Raw genomic sequence first — 18,266 nt, 5'->3', positions numbered from 1 at the left:
ATTCGCGCTAACCCGCCTCCTCCGTCATGCTTAGAAAAACGCCTGACGGAGGATGCCATGAAAACCCGAAAACTGACGGAAGCCGACGTAACGTCTGAGTCTGTCTTTATGCTACAGCGCCGCCAGATCCTGAAGATGCTTGGCATCAGCGCCACCGCCCTGACGCTCACGCCTGCGGCCCACGCTGACCTGCTCGACTGGTTTAAGGGTAACGATCGCCCGAAAGCCCCCTCCGGTGCCCCCCTTAACTTCACCAAACCGGCGCAATGGCAAAATAAGCTGGCGCTGACCCCGGAAGAGAAAGTCACTGGCTATAACAATTTCTATGAGTTTGGTCTTGATAAGGCCGATCCTGCCGCCAACGCGGGCAGCATGAAAACCGATCCCTGGACCCTGAAGATTGATGGCGAAGTGGCAAAACCGCTGACGCTGGATCATCACGACCTCACCACCCGCTTCCCCCTTGAAGAACGCATTTACCGCATGCGCTGCGTGGAAGCCTGGTCGATGGTCGTGCCGTGGGTAGGCTTCCCTTTGCACAAGCTCCTGGCCCTGGCTGAGCCCACCAGCAATGCGAAGTATGTCTCCTTCCAGACGCGCTATGCGCCGGACGAGATGCCGGGCCAGAAGGATCGATTCATCGGCGGCGGGCTGGAATATCCGTACGTTGAAGGGTTACGCCTCGACGAAGCCATGCATCCCCTTACGCTGCTGACCGTGGGCGTTTACGGCAAAGCACTGCCGCCGCAAAACGGGGCCCCCATTCGCTTAACCGTACCGTGGAAATATGGCTTCAAAAACATTAAATCCATCGTCAGCATCAAGCTCACCCGCGAGCGCCCGCCGACCACCTGGAACCTGGCGGCGCCCGACGAGTACGGGTTTTACGCCAACGTTAACCCACACGTTGACCATCCTCGCTGGTCCCAGGCGACGGAACGTTTTATCGGTTCCGGCGGCGCGCTGGACGTTAAACGCCAGCCAACGCTGCTGTTTAACGGCTATGCGGATGAAGTGGCATCCCTGTACCGTGGGCTGAATTTACGGGAGAACTTCTGAGTGCGTTTAACGGCAAAGCAGATAACCGGGCTGAAGGTTCTCCTGCACTTAGCCGGATTACTCCCCTTTATCTGGCTCTTTTGGGCAGCCAGTCAGGGGCAGTTTAGTGCCGATCCGGCTAAAGATATTCAGCATTTTACGGGTCGGATGGCTCTGAAATTTTTGCTGGCGACCTTGCTCGTCTCACCGCTGGCGCGCTACGCTAAACAGCCCTTATTGATACGCACGCGACGGCTTTTGGGGCTATGGTGTTTTGCCTGGGCGACGCTGCATCTCACCAGCTACGCCCTGCTGGAGTTGGGCATTAACAACCTGGCACTACTCGGCAGCGAACTGGTGACGCGCCCTTATCTGACGCTGGGTATCGTAAGCTGGCTGGTTTTACTGGCGCTGACGCTGACATCCACGCAGTACGCGCAGCGAAAACTGGGCCGACGCTGGCAACGGCTGCACAACTTCGTCTATCTTGTCGCGATCCTCGCCCCCCTTCATTACCTGTGGTCGGTGAAGATTTTATCCCCTCAGCCGGTCATCTACGCCCTGCTGGCATTGGCCCTTTTAGCATGGCGTTACAAGAAGTTCCGCCAGTGGTGGCGATAGTTAACGAAACTGTGCGTTTTCCCGCAGAATAGTTATCAACCGCGAATCTTTTTCGGATAGCGGTTGATAATCTTCCCTGATAAGACCAGTATTTAGCTGCCAAATGCTACGAAATCGTTATAATGTGCGACTTCGGTTTTCCGGACAGGGGTTTTAGGCCTCTGAAAGGGTGACAATTGCGCGTTGAGGGTATATGTTGTTTTTTACCCGAAAATCGCAGGAGATAGCGGCACAATGGCTGACAAATTCCAAATTTTAGTTTTGAACGGACCGAACCTGAACATGCTCGGCACCCGTGAGCCAGAGAAGTACGGCACGCTGACATTGAGCGAAATTGTTAACCGTCTGGGTACGGAAGCAGCCTCGCTGAATGTGGATTTGGACCATTTTCAGTCAAATGCGGAGTACGCAATCATCGACCGTATTCATCAGGCTAAAGACACTGTGGACTATATCCTGATCAATCCGGCCGCGTTTACGCACACCAGTGTTGCTATACGCGACGCACTGCTCGCGGTGAGTATCCCGTTTATCGAGATCCACCTGAGTAACGTGCACGCCCGAGAGCCGTTCCGCCACCATTCCTACCTGTCGGATATCGCCGCTGGCGTTATTTGTGGGCTGGGTGCAGACGGCTATTCATACGCTTTACAGACAGCGGTAAAACGCTTGTCACAATCACACTAAACAAGAGTACGGAACCCACTCATGGATATTCGTAAGATTAAAAAACTGATCGAGCTGGTTGAAGAATCAGGCATCTCCGAACTGGAAATTTCTGAAGGCGAAGAGTCTGTACGCATCAGCCGTGCAGCCCCAGCCGCTAGCTTCCCGGTAATGCAGCAAGCTTACGCTGCGCCAGTGCAACAGCCTGCGCTCGCCGCAGCCGTTGCGCCAGCGGCAGCAGAAGCAGCACCTGCGGCTGCAACAGAAATCAGTGGTCACATCGTACGTTCCCCAATGGTTGGTACTTTCTACCGCACCCCGAGCCCGGATGCGAAAGCGTTCATCGAAGTGGGTCAGAAAGTCAACGTAGGCGATACCCTGTGCATCGTTGAAGCCATGAAAATGATGAACCAGATCGAAGCAGACAAATCAGGTACTGTGAAAGCGATTCTGGTCGAAAGTGGTCAGCCGGTAGAATTTGACGAGCCGCTGGTCGTCATCGAGTAACGAGGCGAACATGCTGGATAAAATTGTTATCGCCAACCGTGGCGAGATTGCACTGCGTATTCTTCGTGCCTGTAAAGAGCTGGGCATCAAGACCGTGGCCGTGCACTCAAGCGCGGATCGCGATTTAAAACACGTATTGCTGGCGGATGAGACGGTCTGTATCGGTCCGGCTCCGTCCGTAAAAAGCTATCTGAACATTCCGGCGATCATCAGCGCCGCCGAAATCACCGGCGCGGTCGCGATTCACCCGGGCTACGGCTTCCTCTCTGAGAACGCCAACTTTGCTGAGCAGGTTGAACGCTCTGGCTTTATCTTCATCGGCCCGAAAGCCGACACCATTCGCCTGATGGGCGACAAAGTGTCTGCCATCACCGCGATGAAAAAAGCCGGTGTTCCAACCGTACCAGGCTCTGACGGCCCGTTGACCGACGACATGGATGCTAACCGTGCTCATGCTAAACGCATTGGCTACCCGGTTATCATCAAGGCGTCCGGCGGCGGCGGCGGTCGCGGTATGCGCGTCGTGCGCAGCGATGCCGAACTGGCGCAGTCCATCTCCATGACCAAAGCGGAAGCGAAAGCGGCTTTCAGCAATGACATGGTGTACATGGAAAAATACCTGGAAAACCCACGCCACATCGAAATTCAGGTGCTGGCCGACGGTCAGGGTAACGCGATCTATCTGGCAGAACGTGACTGCTCCATGCAGCGTCGTCACCAGAAAGTCGTGGAAGAAGCGCCAGCGCCGGGCATTACCCCGGAACTGCGTCGCTACATCGGCGAGCGTTGCGCTAAAGCCTGTGTTGATATCGGCTATCGCGGGGCGGGTACCTTTGAGTTCCTGTTCGAAAACGGCGAGTTCTACTTCATTGAGATGAACACCCGTATTCAGGTTGAACACCCGGTAACCGAAATGATCACCGGCGTTGACCTGATCAAAGAGCAGCTGCGTATCGCAGCCGGTCAGCCGCTGTCCATCAAGCAGGAAGAAGTTGTGGTGAAAGGCCATGCGGTAGAGTGCCGTATCAACGCCGAAGACCCGAACACCTTCCTGCCAAGCCCGGGTAAAATCACGCGTTTCCACGCGCCGGGTGGCTTTGGTGTGCGCTGGGAGTCCCATATCTACGCCGGTTACACCGTACCGCCGTACTATGACTCAATGATCGGTAAGCTGATCTGCTACGGCGAAAACCGTGACGTGGCAATTGCCCGCATGAAGAACGCCCTACAGGAGCTGATCATCGATGGGATCAAAACCAACGTTGATCTCCAGATGCGCATCATGAGCGACGAGCACTTCCAGAATGGTGGAACTAACATCCACTACCTGGAGAAAAAACTCGGTCTGAACGAGAAGTAACAGACCAGCGTTGCTAAAAGGCCGGATAATCCGGCCTTTTTTATTTCTGGGGATCGCAAAGCCCCATCATGTACAATCCCCGCTTTCTTCATCCACAAGGGACAAAAAATGGACAAGCGTTTTGTTCAGGCCCATAAAGAAGCGCGCTGGGCGCTGTGGCTGACCCTTCTCTATCTTGCTGCTTGGTTAGTAACTGCTTACTTACCTGATTCGGCTATCGGCATAACCGGCCTTCCGCACTGGTTTGAAATGGCCTGCCTGCTGTTGCCGCTGGTGTTTATTGTGCTGTGCTGGGCGATGGTGAAATTCATCTATCGCGATATTTCTCTGGAGGACGATGATGCAGCTTGAAGTCATTCTGCCCCTTATCGCTTACCTGTTCCTGGTGTTTGGCCTGTCAGTTTATGCGATGCGTAAACGTTCGACCGGCACCTTTCTGAACGAGTATTTCCTCGGGAGCCGCTCAATGGGTGGCGTCGTGCTGGCGATGACGCTGACCGCCACCTACATCAGCGCCAGCTCGTTTATCGGTGGCCCCGGCGCGGCCTATAAGTACGGACTGGGCTGGGTACTGCTGGCCATGATCCAGCTTCCTGCCATCTGGCTCTCGCTTGGCATACTGGGTAAAAAATTTGCCATTCTGGCCCGCCGCTACAATGCCGTGACGCTGAACGATATGCTGTTTGCCCGCTATCAGAGCCGCCTGCTGGTATGGCTGGCAAGCCTGAGCCTGCTGGTGGCGTTCATCGGGGCGATGACCGTGCAGTTCATCGGCGGCGCGCGCCTGCTGGAAACGGCGGCCGGGATCCCCTACGAGACGGGTCTGGTCATCTTCGGCGTCAGTATTGCGCTGTATACCGCGTTTGGCGGGTTCCGCGCCAGCGTGCTAAACGACACGATGCAGGGGCTGGTGATGCTCGTAGGCACCCTCGTTCTTCTGGTCGGCATCGTGCATGCCGCGGGTGGCCTGGGCCATGCGGTTGAAACCCTGGAAGCGATCGATCCGAAGCTGGTCTCGCCGCAGGGGGCGGATGATATTCTCTCTCCAACCTTCATGACTTCGTTCTGGGTGCTGGTGTGCTTTGGGGTCATTGGCCTGCCGCATACCGCCGTGCGCTGCATCTCATATAAAGACAGCAAAGCCGTGCACCGGGGGATCATCATCGGGACGATTGTGGTGGCGATCCTGATGTTTGGCATGCACCTGGCGGGCGCGCTGGGACGCGCGGTGATCCCTGACCTTACTGTGCCGGATCTGGTCATCCCGACCCTGATGGTAAAAGTGCTGCCGCCGTTTGCCGCCGGGATTTTCCTCGCCGCGCCCATGGCGGCCATTATGTCGACCATCAACGCCCAGTTACTGCAAAGTTCCGCTACGATCATTAAAGATCTCTACCTGAACCTGCGCCCTGAACAGGTTGAAAATGAGCGTCGCCTGAAGCGTATGTCGGCCGCGATCACCCTGGTGCTGGGTGCGCTGCTGCTGCTGGCCGCGTGGCGTCCACCGGAGATGATCATCTGGTTGAACCTGCTCGCCTTTGGCGGGCTGGAGGCCGTTTTCCTGTGGCCGCTGGTGCTGGGCCTGTACTGGGAACGCGCTAATGCCGCGGGTGCGTTAAGCGGCATGATTGTCGGGGGCGTTCTGTATGCCGTTCTCGCAACGTTTAAAATTCAGTATCTGGGCTTTCACCCGATTGTGCCCTCGCTGCTGTTAAGTTTACTGGCGTTTGTGGTGGGTAACCGTTTCGGCCGCCCCGTACCACCCGCCACCCTGATGTCTACTGATAAATAAAGAGTTTTGCCATGCCGTGGATCCAATTAAAACTGAACACAACCGGTGCGAACGCCGAAGAACTGAGTGATGCGCTGATGGAAGCCGGTTCGGTCTCTATCACTTTCCAGGATACCCATGACACGCCGGTCTTTGAGCCGCTGCCGGGCGAAACGCGCCTGTGGGGCGATACCGACGTTATCGGCCTGTTTGATGCAGAAACCGACATGAAAGAGGTGGTGGCGATTCTGGAAAACCATCCGCTGCTGGGCGCAGGCTTCGCGCATAAAATCGAACAGCTGGAAGACAAAGACTGGGAACGCGAGTGGATGGACAACTTCCATCCGATGCAGTTTGGTCAGCGTCTGTGGATCTGCCCAAGCTGGCGCGAGGTTCCCGATGAAAACGCGGTGAACGTGATGCTTGATCCGGGTCTGGCGTTTGGAACCGGTACTCACCCGACAACTTCCCTGTGCCTGCAATGGCTGGATGGTCTGGATCTGGAAGGCAAAACCGTGATCGACTTCGGCTGCGGATCCGGGATCCTCGCTATCGCGGCGCTGAAGCTGGGCGCGGCCAAAGCCATCGGGATCGACATCGATCCGCAGGCGATTCAGGCCAGCCGTGATAACGCCGAGCGTAACGGCGTTTCCGATCGCCTTGAACTGTATCTGCCCGATGCACAGCCAGAGGCCATGAAAGCCGATGTGGTGGTCGCGAATATCCTGGCTGGCCCGTTACGCGAGCTGGCGCCGTTAATCAGCGTCCTGCCGGTTGAGGGCGGCCTGCTGGGCCTGTCCGGCATTCTGGCAAGCCAGGCAGACAGCGTCTGCGAAGCCTACGCCGATCTCTTTGCGCTTGACCCGGTCGTCGAGAAAGAAGAGTGGTGCCGCATCACCGGTCGTAAAAAATAAGCATTTGGCGTGGTCCTCTGACCACGCCTTTCCCCTTCGGTTTTCCCTCCCGCCTTCATCCTTTCTCCGATAAAATAACCCTGCAAATCATAATGTTAATTATTGATTTGGATAATAAAATTCACAGGAAGAATACGATGAAACATATTGCAGGCAAGGCAGCGTTGCTGGCGCTGAGCATGATGTCGGCTTCGGCTTACGCATCACACTGGAGCTATCAGGGAGAAGGCGCACCGGAGCACTGGGGCGAACTGGACGAGGCGTATAAAACGTGTAAAAGCGGGATGTATCAGTCGCCGATTAACATTGATAGCACGGTCAAAGCCCATATCTCTCCGCTGGAAACGCACTACATCGACGGCCCGGTCACCCTGACAAACAACGGCCATACTATCCAGGCGAGTGAAAACGCCGATACACGCGACAGCATCACGCTTGATAAACAGACCTGGACGTTACAACAGTTCCATTTCCATGCCCCGTCCGAAAACACGGTGCACGGTAAAAAATACGCGATGGAAATGCATCTGGTACACAAAAATGCTGACGGCGAACTGACGGTCGTTGCCGTTATGTTCGACCAGGGTGCGGCAAACGCTGAGCTGGATAAACTCTGGAGCGTGATGCCGGGACAGGTTGACCAGAACGTCACGATCAAGCCAACCCTCAATATCAATAAACTCCTGCCCGCGGATAAGACCTACTGGCGCTTCAGCGGCTCTCTGACCACGCCGCCGTGCTCAGAAGGGGTAACGTGGCTGGTGCTTAAGCAGCCGCTGACCGTCTCTGCTGAACAGCTGCAAAAATTCACTCACACAATGCATCACGATAACAACCGTCCGGTCCAGCCGCTTCATGGCCGCCTGGTGGTTGAATAAGTCGATTTTTTGCGCTGATATCCTGTGCTGAAAGGCGACACAGATCGCAAGAAGCACCCTAATCTGCTGCATATAGCAGCAGATTATCCCGGACAATTGATTCATTTATTCAGAAATGATGAGAAGTTACGGGAAATTGTAAGAGCCCACAAAACGTTCATTTATTCATAACCCAATGATTTAAATAGCGAATAATCTTATCCCAAAAGTATGACTGGCGATTCATTGATCTACAGCAGTGGATTGTTCAAAGTTTGGCCTTTCATCTCGTGCAAAAAATGCGTAATATACGCCGCCTTGCAGTCACAGTATGGTCATTTCTTAACTCATGCGCATCGGACACCACCAGCTCAGAAATCGCCTGATCGCAGCACCCATGGCAGGTATTACCGACCGGCCGTTCAGGACGCTGTGCTACGAGATGGGAGCAGGACTGACCGTTTCCGAGATGATGTCGTCTAACCCGCAGGTTTGGGAAAGCGATAAGTCCCGCCTACGGATGGTGCACGTTGATGAGCCAGGTATTCGCACCGTGCAAATTGCCGGAAGCGTGCCTGAAGAAATGGCAGATGCCGCGCGTATTAACGTGGAAAGTGGCGCCCAGATTATTGATATCAATATGGGTTGCCCGGCCAAAAAGGTGAATCGCAAGCTTGCAGGTTCAGCCCTTCTGCAATACCCCGACCAGGTGAAGTCAATCCTGACGGCGGTTGTCAGCGCAGTGGACGTTCCTGTTACGTTAAAGATTCGCACGGGTTGGTCGCCGGAACACCGTAACTGCGTAGAGATTGCCCAACTGGCCGAAGACTGTGGCATTCAGGCCCTGACCATTCATGGACGCACTCGCGCCTGTTTGTTCAACGGTGAAGCTGAATACGACAGCATTCGGGCAGTTAAGCAGAAAGTTTCCATTCCGATTATCGCGAATGGCGACATTACTGACCCGCTTAAAGCCAGAGCTGTGCTCGACTATACGGGAGCTGATGCTCTGATGATAGGACGTGCCGCTCAGGGAAGACCCTGGATCTTTCGGGAAATCCAGCATTATCTGGACACTGGGGAGCTGCTTGCCCCGCTGCCTCTGGCAGAGGTTAAGCGCTTGCTTTGTTCGCATGTTCGGGAACTGCATGACCACTACGGCCAGGCAAAAGGGTACCGAATTGCGCGTAAACACGTCTCCTGGTATCTCCAGGAGCACGCTCCAAATGACCAGTTTCGGCGCACATTCAACGCCATTGAGGATGCCAGCGAACAGCTGGAGGCGTTGGAGGCATACTTCGAAAATCTTGCGTAATGAAATAAAGAGCTGACAGAACTATGTTCGAACAACGCGTAAATTCTGACGTACTGACCGTATCTACCGTTAACTCTCAGGATCAGGTGACTCAAAAGCCCCTGCGTGACTCGGTTAAACAGGCACTGAAGAACTATTTTGCTCAACTGAACGGTCAGGATGTTAATGACCTGTATGAGCTGGTACTGGCTGAAGTTGAACAGCCACTGTTGGACATGGTGATGCAATACACCCGTGGTAATCAAACCCGCGCTGCCCTGATGATGGGCATCAACCGTGGTACCCTGCGTAAGAAATTGAAAAAATACGGCATGAACTAATTTCGATTAGCTAACTGCTTGTTTAAAAAGGCGCTCTTCGGCATGGGGAAGCGCCTTTTTTATCGCCAAAATGGGCGACCGTCAACCTTTGTAAACCTTCTCGTTCCCCACTTTTCAACGCCCGCTTTTCGTGTATATTTCCAGCACCTTACAGGTTCTCTTTTCCCGGAATGACACATGATTCGTAAATACTGGTGGCTGGTCGTTTTTGCTGTCTCTGTTTTCCTTTTCGATGCGCTGCTGATGCAGTGGATTGAACTGATGAGCACTGAAACCGATAAATGTCGCAATATGAATTCCGTAAATCCGCTAAAACTGGTGAACTGTTCAGAGCTGGACTAACCGCTACCCCCTGCGCCATCCCTGCTATCACCTAATAAAAACAGGGATTTAAATCACTTTTCGTCATTTCCTGACGATGATAATGTCTGTGCCCTTTCCAACCGCTCTTGCTTAACATCCCCCAACGAGTGAACAGACCATGCTGGTTAGCCAATACAACCAAATCCTCGTCGTCATCTCCTTTGTTGTCGCCATTCTTGCCGCCTATACCGCACTGAATATGGCTGCGCGCGTTGCCGGTAGCCAGGGCGTCGCTGCGCGCGTCTGGTTGGCAGGCGGCGGGGTGTCGATGGGGATTGGCGTGTGGGCGATGCATTTCATCGGTATGCTGGCGATGGATCTTTCCATGAGCATGAGCTACAACGCGGCCCTGACCGTGCTTTCGATGGTTATCGCCATCAGCTCGTCGATGTTCGCCCTGTGGCTCGTTAGCGGTGAGCAGTTGCGTCTGCACCGGCTGCTCCCCGGCGCAGCCGTGATGGGAGTGGGCATTGTTGCCATGCACTACACCGGAATGGCTGCACTGGAAGTCACACCGGGTATTGTCTGGGATAATACGTGGGTGGCCGTCTCTGTGATCATTGCCCTGGCCGCGTCACTGGCCGCTCTTTGGCTGACGTTCCGTTTACGACAGGAAGCCGCACAAATGGCGCTGATGCGGCTGGGGGCGGCGATCACCATGGGCATCGCTATCGCTGGTATGCATTACGCCGGCATGGAAGCCGCCCAGTTTCCGGTGTCGACGATGGTCCACCATCATGGCATTAACGGTAGCTGGCTGGCGGTACTGGTAAGCGTGGTCGCGCTTGCTATTTTGGGGATCACATTACTGGTGTCGATGTTCGATGCCCGCCTTCAGGCTCGTACCTCGCTGCTGGCCTCATCGCTGGCAGAAGCTAACCGCGAGCTCGCACAGCTGGCGTTACATGATACGCTGACGCGTTTGCCCAATCGCATTCTGCTGGAGGATCGTCTCGATCAGGCTATCAGCAAGGCCGATCGCGAGGGGAGCGCCTTCGCGCTGATGTTTATGGATCTCGATGGTTTTAAAACCGTTAATGATGCCTACGGTCATGACGTCGGTGACAAGCTTCTGATTGCCGTGACTCAGCGCTTGCTGTTGCAGTTGAAAGGTCAGTACACGCTGGCGCGTATCGGTGGGGATGAATTCGTCCTGCTGGCCGAAACTGACAGCCCGGATGATGCAGCCTCACTGGCCAATTCACTGGTGCGCGTTATTGATAGCCCGTTCCATCTCGATCCTTACGAGCTGATGGTCACCCTGAGCATTGGCATCGCGCTCTATCCGCACGACGGCAACACCGATCGTGAACTGATGTTTAACGCTGATGCGGCGATGTATCACACAAAACATATGGGTCGCAACGGTTATCACTTCTTCCAGCCGTCAATGAATACGCTGGCGCAAACGCATCTTCAGTTGATGAACGATCTGTGGCAGGCCATCGACCGTAATGAGTTACGCCTGCTATATCAACCTAAATTCCACGCCCCTGCCGGGCCAGTACTTGGGTTTGAAGCGCTGTTACGCTGGCAGCATCCAAAACAGGGATTATTGTCTCCCGAGCTGTTTCTCCCGCTGGCAGAGAAAACCGGGCTGATTATTCCCATTGGAAACTGGGTCATCGACGAGGCCTGCCGCCAGCTGCGTGAATGGCATCTTCAGGGCCACACGGACTGGTCAATGGCGGTGAATCTTTCTACGTTGCAGTTCGAACAGCCAACGCTGGTTAAAACGGTTCTCGATTGTCTGTCGCGCCATAGCGTACCGCCCGGTATGTTGATCCTGGAGGTGACCGAAACCACGGCGATGAACAATCCAGACGAAAGCGTTCGCGTCCTGACAGCGCTGACGGATGCGGGCGTAAAAGCCTCGATAGACGATTTTGGTACAGGTTACTCAAGCCTGCTCTATCTTAAGCGGCTCCCCGCCTGTGAGTTAAAAATCGATCGCGCTTTCGTGAAAGAGTTAAGTGGTGAGAGCGAAGATGCAACGATTGTCTCGGCGATTGTCGCTCTGGCAAAAACGCTGAATCTGAAGGTTGTGGCGGAAGGGGTGGAAACCGCAGCGCAGCAGGCGTTTTTGACAGAACTGGGATGTCATAAGCTACAGGGTTATCTGCTGGGCAAACCGATTACCGCGCAAGCGATTACGGAACAGTGCCAGCACGGGGAGATGTCGCCACCCCGGACGCCGTCATGAGGCCGTATCGTAAACCACTGGCGTCACTCGGGTGATATGCAGCGTCGCCAGAATATTATCCACCAGCGCCGGCGCCTGTTGGTACAGATTGAAACTGTTGCTGTTCATGAGCCAGTTTTTGATGACTCCGCTAAAAAAGGCGTGGAAAACTATTACCGCAAGTTCAATATTCGTTTGTGACGAGATGATGTTACGAGCAATGCATTGCCTCAGCGTCCTGCGAAGATAATCATCGTTTAAACCGATCCGCTTTCGTATTTCACATTCTGAAATCACATCGTCATGAAATTCACACTTATGATACAAAATCTGTAGAAGAGCATACTGTCGGGGATTGCTTGCAATATATTGCAACCCAACAATAAATTGTTCACGAAGCATTAACAGCGGGTCATCTTTTTCAGAAAGCATTAACCTGTCACGAATCATCTCACGCAGCGGTAATTGCTGTTCCCAGATGGCGTTAAATATTTCCGCTTTACTCGAAAAATGCCAGTAAACTGCCCCGCGTGTGAGTTGCGCAGCATCGGCGATGTCGGTGAGCGTGGTGTTAGCCACGCCCCGCGTCGCGAATAGCCCGATAGCGGCTTCAATCAACTGCTGACGGGTCTTTTGAGCCTCTTCTTTCTTTTTACGCGCCATAGCCTGCTACTCATTGCTCATATGATTAATACACTACCAAACGTAATGATGGGGTCGGATAAATAAAAGTATTCATCATAACCGATTTTCATTTTGCACAAAAAAAGTCAATTTGCTTAATTTATAATTCAGCCAAATAAGTTCAATGCATTGCATTCACAAAATATATGAATAAAGCGAACCCAAAACATTTGCGCTGGTTATCCTGACAGAAATTGCATATTGAAAGTACTGGGCCAGATTCTGATTTTTACTTTTTAATGCCCCTCCAGCACGTATAAATTAAAAAACATTAAATACCCTCATTATTATACGCAGCTACATTTTTATTTTTGCCTCATACCCTCTCACCGATTCACGGCAATTATCGGTTTAGGGGTAGTTTAAGGAACAGTAATGACGACTCATTTCAGACGCTTACCCTTATCCGGTTTCATTGTCTGTGCCGCACTGCTCGCCGGGTGCGATGGGCAGGAAAACTCACAGCAGCATGCGCAAGCCCCTCAGGTGAATGTTCATATTGTCAAAAGCGCGCCGCTGGCCGTAACGACGGAATTACCAGGCAGAACAGATGCGTATCGTGTTGCGGAGGTTCGTCCCCAGGTCAGTGGTATCATTCTGCACCGTAATTTTACCGAAGGCAGCGATGTCAAAGCGGGTGAATCCCTTTATCAGATCGATCCTGCCACCTATCAGGCAGCCTACGACAATGCGAAAGGTGAACTGGTAAAAGCGCAGGCGGCGGCAAATATTGCCCATCTGACGGTGAAACGTTACGTTCCGCTGGTCGGTACGCAATATGTGAGCAAGCAGGAGTACGATCAGGCGGTGGCAACCGCTCAGCAGGCGGATGCGAGCGTCGTTGCCGCGAAGGCTGGCGTTGAAAGCGCGCGGATCAACCTAGCCTACACGAAAGTCACATCGCCAATCAGCGGTCGAATTGGTAAATCCAGCGTTACTGAAGGGGCGCTCGTCACGAATGGTCAGTCAACTGCGCTGGCAACGGTTCAGCAGCTCGATCCAATTTATGTCGACGTGACCCAGTCCAGCAGCGATTTTATGCGTCTGAAGCAGACGAGCCTGCAAAAGGGCGACACCAGCAGCGTCGAGCTGCTGATGGAAAACGGCCAGCCTTATCCGTTAAAAGGAACGCTACAGTTCTCTGACGTCACGGTAGATGAAAGTACCGGCTCAATCACCCTTCGCGCCCTCTTCCCTAACCCTCAGCATATGCTGTTACCGGGTATGTTTGTCCGTGCGCGCATCGATGAAGGTACGCAGCCGGATGCCATTCTTGTTCCCCAGCAGGGGGTAACCCGTACACCGCGCGGGGATGCCACCGTGCTTGTGGTAAACGATAAAAACCAGGTGGAATCTCGCACTGTCGTTGCACCGCAGGCGATTGGCGATCGGTGGCTGGTCACGGAAGGTCTGAAAAACGGCGACCGCGTCATCACCAGCGGTCTGCAAAAAGTTCGCCCTGGCGTCACCGTCGTGGCTATTCCTGATACCGCCGCTACTCCAGCCAGTTAAGGGATATCGACATGGCTAATTTCTTTATTCAACGGCCTGTTTTCGCCTGGGTACTCGCCATCATTCTGATGATTGCGGGCGGGCTGGCCATTTTAAAACTGCCGGTCGCGCAATATCCGACCATTGCGCCACCCGCGGTTGCGGTGACAGCAACCTACCCTGGCGCGGATGCCCAGACGGTACAGGACACGGTGACGCAGGTTATCGAACAGAACATGAACGGAATCGACAATCTGATGTACATGTCGTCCACCAGCGATTCTGCCGGTAACGTCACCATCACCCTGACGTTCGAGTCGGGTACGGATCCTGATATCGCGCAGGTGCAGGTTCAGAACAAGCTTCAGCTCGCCATGCCGCTGCTGCCGCAGGAAGTGCAGCAACAGGGGATCGGCGTGGAAAAATCGAGCAGCAGCTTCCTGCTGGTTGCGGGCTTCGTGTCGGATAATAAAAACCTTACTCAGGATGATATCTCCGACTATGTTGCTTCTAACGTAAAAGATGCGATCAGCCGTACTTCCGGCGTCGGTGACGTGCAGCTGTTCGGTGCGCAGTATGCCATGCGCATCTGGCTGGACAGCAACGCAATGAATAAGTACCAGCTCACGCCGCTGGACGTCATTAACCAGCTGAAAACCCAGAACGACCAGATTGCGGCGGGCCAGCTGGGGGGGACGCCATCTGTACCGGGTCAGCAGCTGAACGCCTCAATTATTGCTCAAACGCGCCTGAAATCGCCGGAGGAGTTTGGCCGTGTGACGCTGAAGGTGAACCAGGACGGTTCAATGGTCCACCTGAAGGACGTGTCCCGCATTGAGCTGGGTGGCGAAAACTACAACATGGTCACCAAAATCAATGGGCAGGCCGCGACGGGGCTCGGGATCAAGCTGGCGACAGGCGCAAACGCGCTGGATACCGCTGCCGCCATCAAGAGCAAACTGGCGCAGTTGCAGCCCTTCTTCCCGCAGGGCCTGAGAGTTGTCTATCCATACGACACCACACCTTTCGTGAAGATCTCAATACATGAAGTGGTGAAGACGCTGTTTGAAGCGATCGTTCTCGTGTTCCTGGTGATGTACCTGTTCCTGCAAAACCTGCGGGCAACCCTTATACCGACTATCGCGGTGCCCGTGGTGTTGCTGGGTACTTTTGCGGTACTGGCTGCGTTCGGTTTCTCCATTAACACCCTGACGATGTTCGGGATGGTATTGGCGATAGGTTTGCTCGTCGATGATGCCATCGTGGTGGTCGAGAACGTAGAACGCGTGATGGTGGAGGACAAGCTGCCGCCAAAAGAGGCGACGCAGAAGTCGATGGAACAAATCCAGGGCGCTCTGGTGGGCATTGCCATGGTGCTTTCGGCGGTGTTTATACCGATGGCATTTTTTGGAGGCTCTACCGGGGCTATCTATCGCCAGTTCTCGCTAACCATCGTCTCCGCGATGGCCTTATCGGTGCTGGTTGCGCTGATATTAACGCCAGCGCTTTGTGCAACCCTGCTCAAACCCGTTGCCAGCGAGCATCATGAAAAGAAAGGTGGCTTCTTTGGCTGGTTTAACGCGCTTTTTGATAAGAGCGTGGAGCACTACAGCAACAGCGTAAGCGGTATTTTACGTAAGACCGGGCGCTATCTGCTGGTATACGTCATCATCGTCGGCGGCATGGCAGTCTTGTTCCTGCGCCTGCCTTCCTCCTTCCTGCCGGAAGAGGATCAGGGGGTGTTTATGACGATGGTTCAGCTGCCGGCAGGGGCGACGCAGATGCGCACCCAGCAGGTGCTCGATCAGGTTCAGGATTACTATCTGACGAAAGAGAAAGCGAACGTTGAATCGGTCTTCACCGTAAACGGCTTTAGCTTTAGCGGCCAGGGCCAAAACGCCGGTATCGCGTTCGTCAGCCTGAAGCCCTGGGAAGAACGTCCGGGCGATGAAAACGGCGTTAGCGCCATTGTCAGCCGTGCGACGAAAGCGTTCAGCCAGATCAAAGATGGCCTTGTATTTCCGTTTAACCTGCCCGCGATTATTGAGCTGGGCACGGCGACAGGCTTTGACTTCGAACTGATTGACCAGGCAAACCTGGGGCATACGCAGCTAACGCAGGCGCGTAACCAGCTGCTTGGCATGGCGAGAGAACATCCGGAATTACTGGTCCGCGTGCGTCCTAACGGCCTGGAGGATACGCCTCAATTCAAGCTGGATGTCGATCAGGAGAAAGCACAGGCGTTAGGTGTGAGCGTATCTGATGTTAATCAGACCATCTCAACAGCACTGGGTGGCACCTATGTGAATGACTTTATCGATCATGGACGCGTGAAAAAAGTTTACGTACAGGCTGACGCTCGCTTCCGTATGCTACCAGGAGACATTAACGGCCTGTATGTGCGTAGCGCTAACGGCGAAATGGTGCCTTTCTCTGCCTTTAGCAGCTCTCACTGGGTATACGGTTCACCCCGTCTGGAACGTTACAATGGGATGCCGTCAATGGAGATCCTCGGTGAGTCTGCGCCAGGCAAAAGTACCGGTGAGGCAATGGCGTTGATGGAAAGCCTTGCGTCGAAACTGCCTTCCGGCATCGGCTACGACTGGACGGGGATGTCTTACCAGGAACGTCTTTCCGGTAATCAGGCTCCAGCGCTGTACGCCATTTCGCTGATAGTGGTGTTCCTGTGTCTGGCTGCCCTCTATGAAAGCTGGTCAATTCCATTCTCGGTCATGCTGGTTGTGCCCCTGGGGGTGATCGGCGCGCTTCTGGCTGCATCGGTGCGTGGGCTGAACAATGACGTTTACTTCCAGGTTGGCCTGCTTACGACAATTGGTTTATCCGCTAAGAACGCCATACTGATCGTTGAGTTCGCCAAGGATCTCATGGATAAAGAAGGCAAAGGGATTATCGAAGCCACGCTGGAAGCCTCACGTATGCGTCTGCGTCCTATCCTGATGACTTCCCTGGCATTCATCCTTGGCGTTATGCCTCTGGTAATCAGTAGTGGTGCAGGAAGTGGGGCACAAAACGCTGTCGGTACGGGCGTGATGGGCGGGATGCTGTCAGCTACGCTGCTGGCCATTTTCTTCGTTCCTGTTTTCTTTGTGGTTGTCCGAAGACGGTTTACAAAGCACAAGGATTAATGAAAAATTAAAAGGCACCTCGGGTGCCTTTTTTTATTTACGGAAAACAACAGAATAAATATATCGGTCCTTCACATTTTCTCCATTAATTATCTCCACCCGCTCCTTTTCTCCATGATTTTTACAATCCACACAAATTGAGATTATTCACCGTTCTGCATGGTATTACGGTGGTAAAATAATCATCAATTCGTTAATTGCCGCATCGGCTCTGAAGCGAATAAGCGATTATTTTGAGGTAACATCATGAAAAAATTCCTTTCCGTTGCACTCCTCGCTGCGCTGCTTGCTGGCTGTGCGCACGACTCTCCATGTGTACCGGTATACGACGATCAGGGCCGACTGGTTCACACCAATACCTGCATGAAGGGCACCACCCAGGATAACTGGGAAACAGCAGGTGCGATAGCCGGTGGCGCTGCGGCAATAGCGGGCCTGACGCTGGGTATTGTTGCTCTGACTAAATAAGGCTTTTAAAAGCGCGGCAATGTCCGCGCTTTTATTTTGTTGTGATGTAAGCGCTTATATTTTCCATCCTGGCTTTACCCGCTATTAACTCTATTTAATACCCTACTATGCTTCCTGCTTTACACAGTTAACCCTGCCAGTAACCTCACTCCTGCTGCGTTTCGATTACTTTATGTATACGCACTATTTTGCCAGTTAAACGCATAGGTATACGCCGATATGTGCGAATTTCGAGAGAGGGATTAACGAAGTGAGGGATTTAACAGTACGCATAACGCAAAAAGGCCATCCTTTCGGATGGCCTTTCTACTTGTTTGATGTCTGGCAGTTCCCTACTCTCACATGGGGAGACCCCACACTACCATCGGCGCTACGGCGTTTCACTTCTGAGTTCGGCATGGGGTCAGGTGGGACCACCGCGCTAAAGCCGCCAGACAAATTCTTTTACTTCTTGCCGAACTTTAACCTAAGTATAAAGTGGTGCTGATACCCAGAGTCGAACTGGGGACCTCACCCTTACCAAGGGTGCGCTCTACCAACTGAGCCATATCAGCACGCTAAAT

The 18,266-nt window shown here is 53.6% G+C and carries 17 protein-coding genes, 1 tRNA gene and 1 rRNA gene; 16 read left to right on the top strand and 3 right to left on the bottom strand.

Annotation, left to right across the window (positions count from 1 at the left end):
• The first annotated feature begins 57 nt into the window (after positions 1-57).
• The 13 genes from msrP to N5C09_RS12115 all read left to right on the top strand — a co-directional run bounded on the left by msrP (position 58) and on the right by N5C09_RS12115 (position 11,935).
• Positions 58-1,059, top strand: coding sequence for a protein-methionine-sulfoxide reductase catalytic subunit MsrP (gene msrP, locus N5C09_RS12175; RefSeq protein ID WP_063450993.1), 1,002 nt, complete (start codon positions 58-60; stop codon positions 1,057-1,059).
• Positions 1,060-1,659, top strand: a complete 600-nt coding sequence (gene msrQ / locus N5C09_RS12170) for a protein-methionine-sulfoxide reductase heme-binding subunit MsrQ (RefSeq protein ID WP_063867534.1) — start codon at positions 1,060-1,062, stop codon at positions 1,657-1,659.
• A 234-nt stretch (positions 1,660-1,893) separates the two neighbouring features.
• Complete coding sequence (aroQ, locus tag N5C09_RS12165; protein ID WP_022649568.1) at positions 1,894-2,346, top strand: type II 3-dehydroquinate dehydratase; 453 nt, start codon at positions 1,894-1,896, stop codon at positions 2,344-2,346.
• 21 nt (positions 2,347-2,367) lie between these two features.
• Entirely contained in the window at positions 2,368-2,832 is a 465-nt protein-coding gene (gene accB, locus N5C09_RS12160) for an acetyl-CoA carboxylase biotin carboxyl carrier protein (RefSeq protein WP_063450991.1), read from the top strand.
• A 10-nt stretch (positions 2,833-2,842) separates the two neighbouring features.
• Positions 2,843-4,192, top strand: coding sequence for an acetyl-CoA carboxylase biotin carboxylase subunit (gene accC / locus N5C09_RS12155; RefSeq protein ID WP_003860388.1), 1,350 nt, complete (start codon positions 2,843-2,845; stop codon positions 4,190-4,192).
• A gap of 108 nt (positions 4,193-4,300) precedes the next feature.
• Positions 4,301-4,543, top strand: a complete 243-nt coding sequence (locus N5C09_RS12150) for a YhdT family protein (RefSeq protein WP_022649569.1) — start codon at positions 4,301-4,303, stop codon at positions 4,541-4,543.
• Entirely contained in the window at positions 4,533-5,984 is a 1,452-nt protein-coding gene (panF, locus tag N5C09_RS12145; RefSeq protein WP_063867532.1) for a sodium/pantothenate symporter, read from the top strand. Before N5C09_RS12150 ends, panF begins: the two co-directional genes overlap by 11 nt.
• A gap of 11 nt (positions 5,985-5,995) precedes the next feature.
• Positions 5,996-6,877: a 50S ribosomal protein L11 methyltransferase gene (gene prmA / locus N5C09_RS12140; RefSeq protein WP_017382703.1), complete on the top strand. Its 882-nt coding sequence runs from the start codon at positions 5,996-5,998 to the stop codon at positions 6,875-6,877.
• Positions 6,878-7,014: 137 nt separating this feature from the next.
• The gene (locus N5C09_RS12135) at positions 7,015-7,755 is read left to right on the top strand and encodes a carbonic anhydrase family protein (RefSeq protein ID WP_279749120.1); all 741 of its coding nucleotides are present in this window, start codon (positions 7,015-7,017) and stop codon (positions 7,753-7,755) included.
• Between the two features lie 328 nt (positions 7,756-8,083).
• Positions 8,084-9,049: a tRNA dihydrouridine synthase DusB gene (dusB, locus tag N5C09_RS12130; protein ID WP_006812176.1), complete on the top strand. Its 966-nt coding sequence runs from the start codon at positions 8,084-8,086 to the stop codon at positions 9,047-9,049.
• Positions 9,050-9,072: 23 nt separating this feature from the next.
• A complete protein-coding gene (gene fis, locus N5C09_RS12125; RefSeq protein ID WP_000462905.1) occupies positions 9,073-9,369 on the top strand; it encodes a DNA-binding transcriptional regulator Fis in 297 nt (98 codons plus the stop codon).
• Positions 9,370-9,546: 177 nt separating this feature from the next.
• A complete protein-coding gene (locus N5C09_RS12120) occupies positions 9,547-9,711 on the top strand; it encodes a DUF2556 family protein (protein WP_063450987.1) in 165 nt (54 codons plus the stop codon).
• A gap of 139 nt (positions 9,712-9,850) precedes the next feature.
• Positions 9,851-11,935: a bifunctional diguanylate cyclase/phosphodiesterase gene (locus N5C09_RS12115; RefSeq protein WP_279749118.1), complete on the top strand. Its 2,085-nt coding sequence runs from the start codon at positions 9,851-9,853 to the stop codon at positions 11,933-11,935.
• Here the strand turns inward: N5C09_RS12115 and envR are convergent.
• Entirely contained in the window at positions 11,930-12,577 is a 648-nt protein-coding gene (gene envR / locus N5C09_RS12110; RefSeq protein WP_107534013.1) for an acrEF/envCD operon transcriptional regulator, read from the bottom strand. The two genes, N5C09_RS12115 and envR, sit on opposite strands and share 6 nt — an antisense overlap.
• Before the next feature lie 396 nt (positions 12,578-12,973).
• Here envR and N5C09_RS12105 point away from each other — a divergent pair, with 396 nt between their 5' ends.
• The 3 genes from N5C09_RS12105 (at position 12,974) to N5C09_RS12095 (ending at position 17,703) form a co-directional block, all read left to right on the top strand.
• On the top strand, positions 12,974-14,110 hold the full coding sequence (locus tag N5C09_RS12105; protein WP_279749117.1) for an efflux RND transporter periplasmic adaptor subunit: 1,137 nt from the start codon (positions 12,974-12,976) through the stop codon (positions 14,108-14,110).
• 11 nt (positions 14,111-14,121) lie between these two features.
• Positions 14,122-17,235: an efflux RND transporter permease subunit gene (locus N5C09_RS12100; protein ID WP_279749116.1), complete on the top strand. Its 3,114-nt coding sequence runs from the start codon at positions 14,122-14,124 to the stop codon at positions 17,233-17,235.
• Positions 17,236-17,481: 246 nt separating this feature from the next.
• Entirely contained in the window at positions 17,482-17,703 is a 222-nt protein-coding gene (locus N5C09_RS12095; RefSeq protein WP_279749115.1) for a lipoprotein, read from the top strand.
• Positions 17,704-18,022: 319 nt separating this feature from the next.
• Here the strand turns inward: N5C09_RS12095 and rrf are convergent.
• Together rrf and N5C09_RS12085 are read right to left on the bottom strand one after the other, a co-directional pair.
• Positions 18,023-18,138: ribosomal RNA gene (gene rrf, locus N5C09_RS12090) — 5S ribosomal RNA — on the bottom strand.
• A gap of 43 nt (positions 18,139-18,181) precedes the next feature.
• Positions 18,182-18,257 (bottom strand) — tRNA-Thr (locus tag N5C09_RS12085).
• Between the last annotated feature and the right edge of the window lie 9 nt (positions 18,258-18,266).

The sequence above is a fragment of the Enterobacter sp. GD03975 genome (assembly GCF_029838645.1).
In the GTDB taxonomy this organism is placed as follows: domain Bacteria; phylum Pseudomonadota; class Gammaproteobacteria; order Enterobacterales; family Enterobacteriaceae; genus Enterobacter; species Enterobacter quasihormaechei.
Note: the sequence above shows the minus strand (reverse complement) of the source record. Positions and strands in the feature narration are given on the sequence as shown.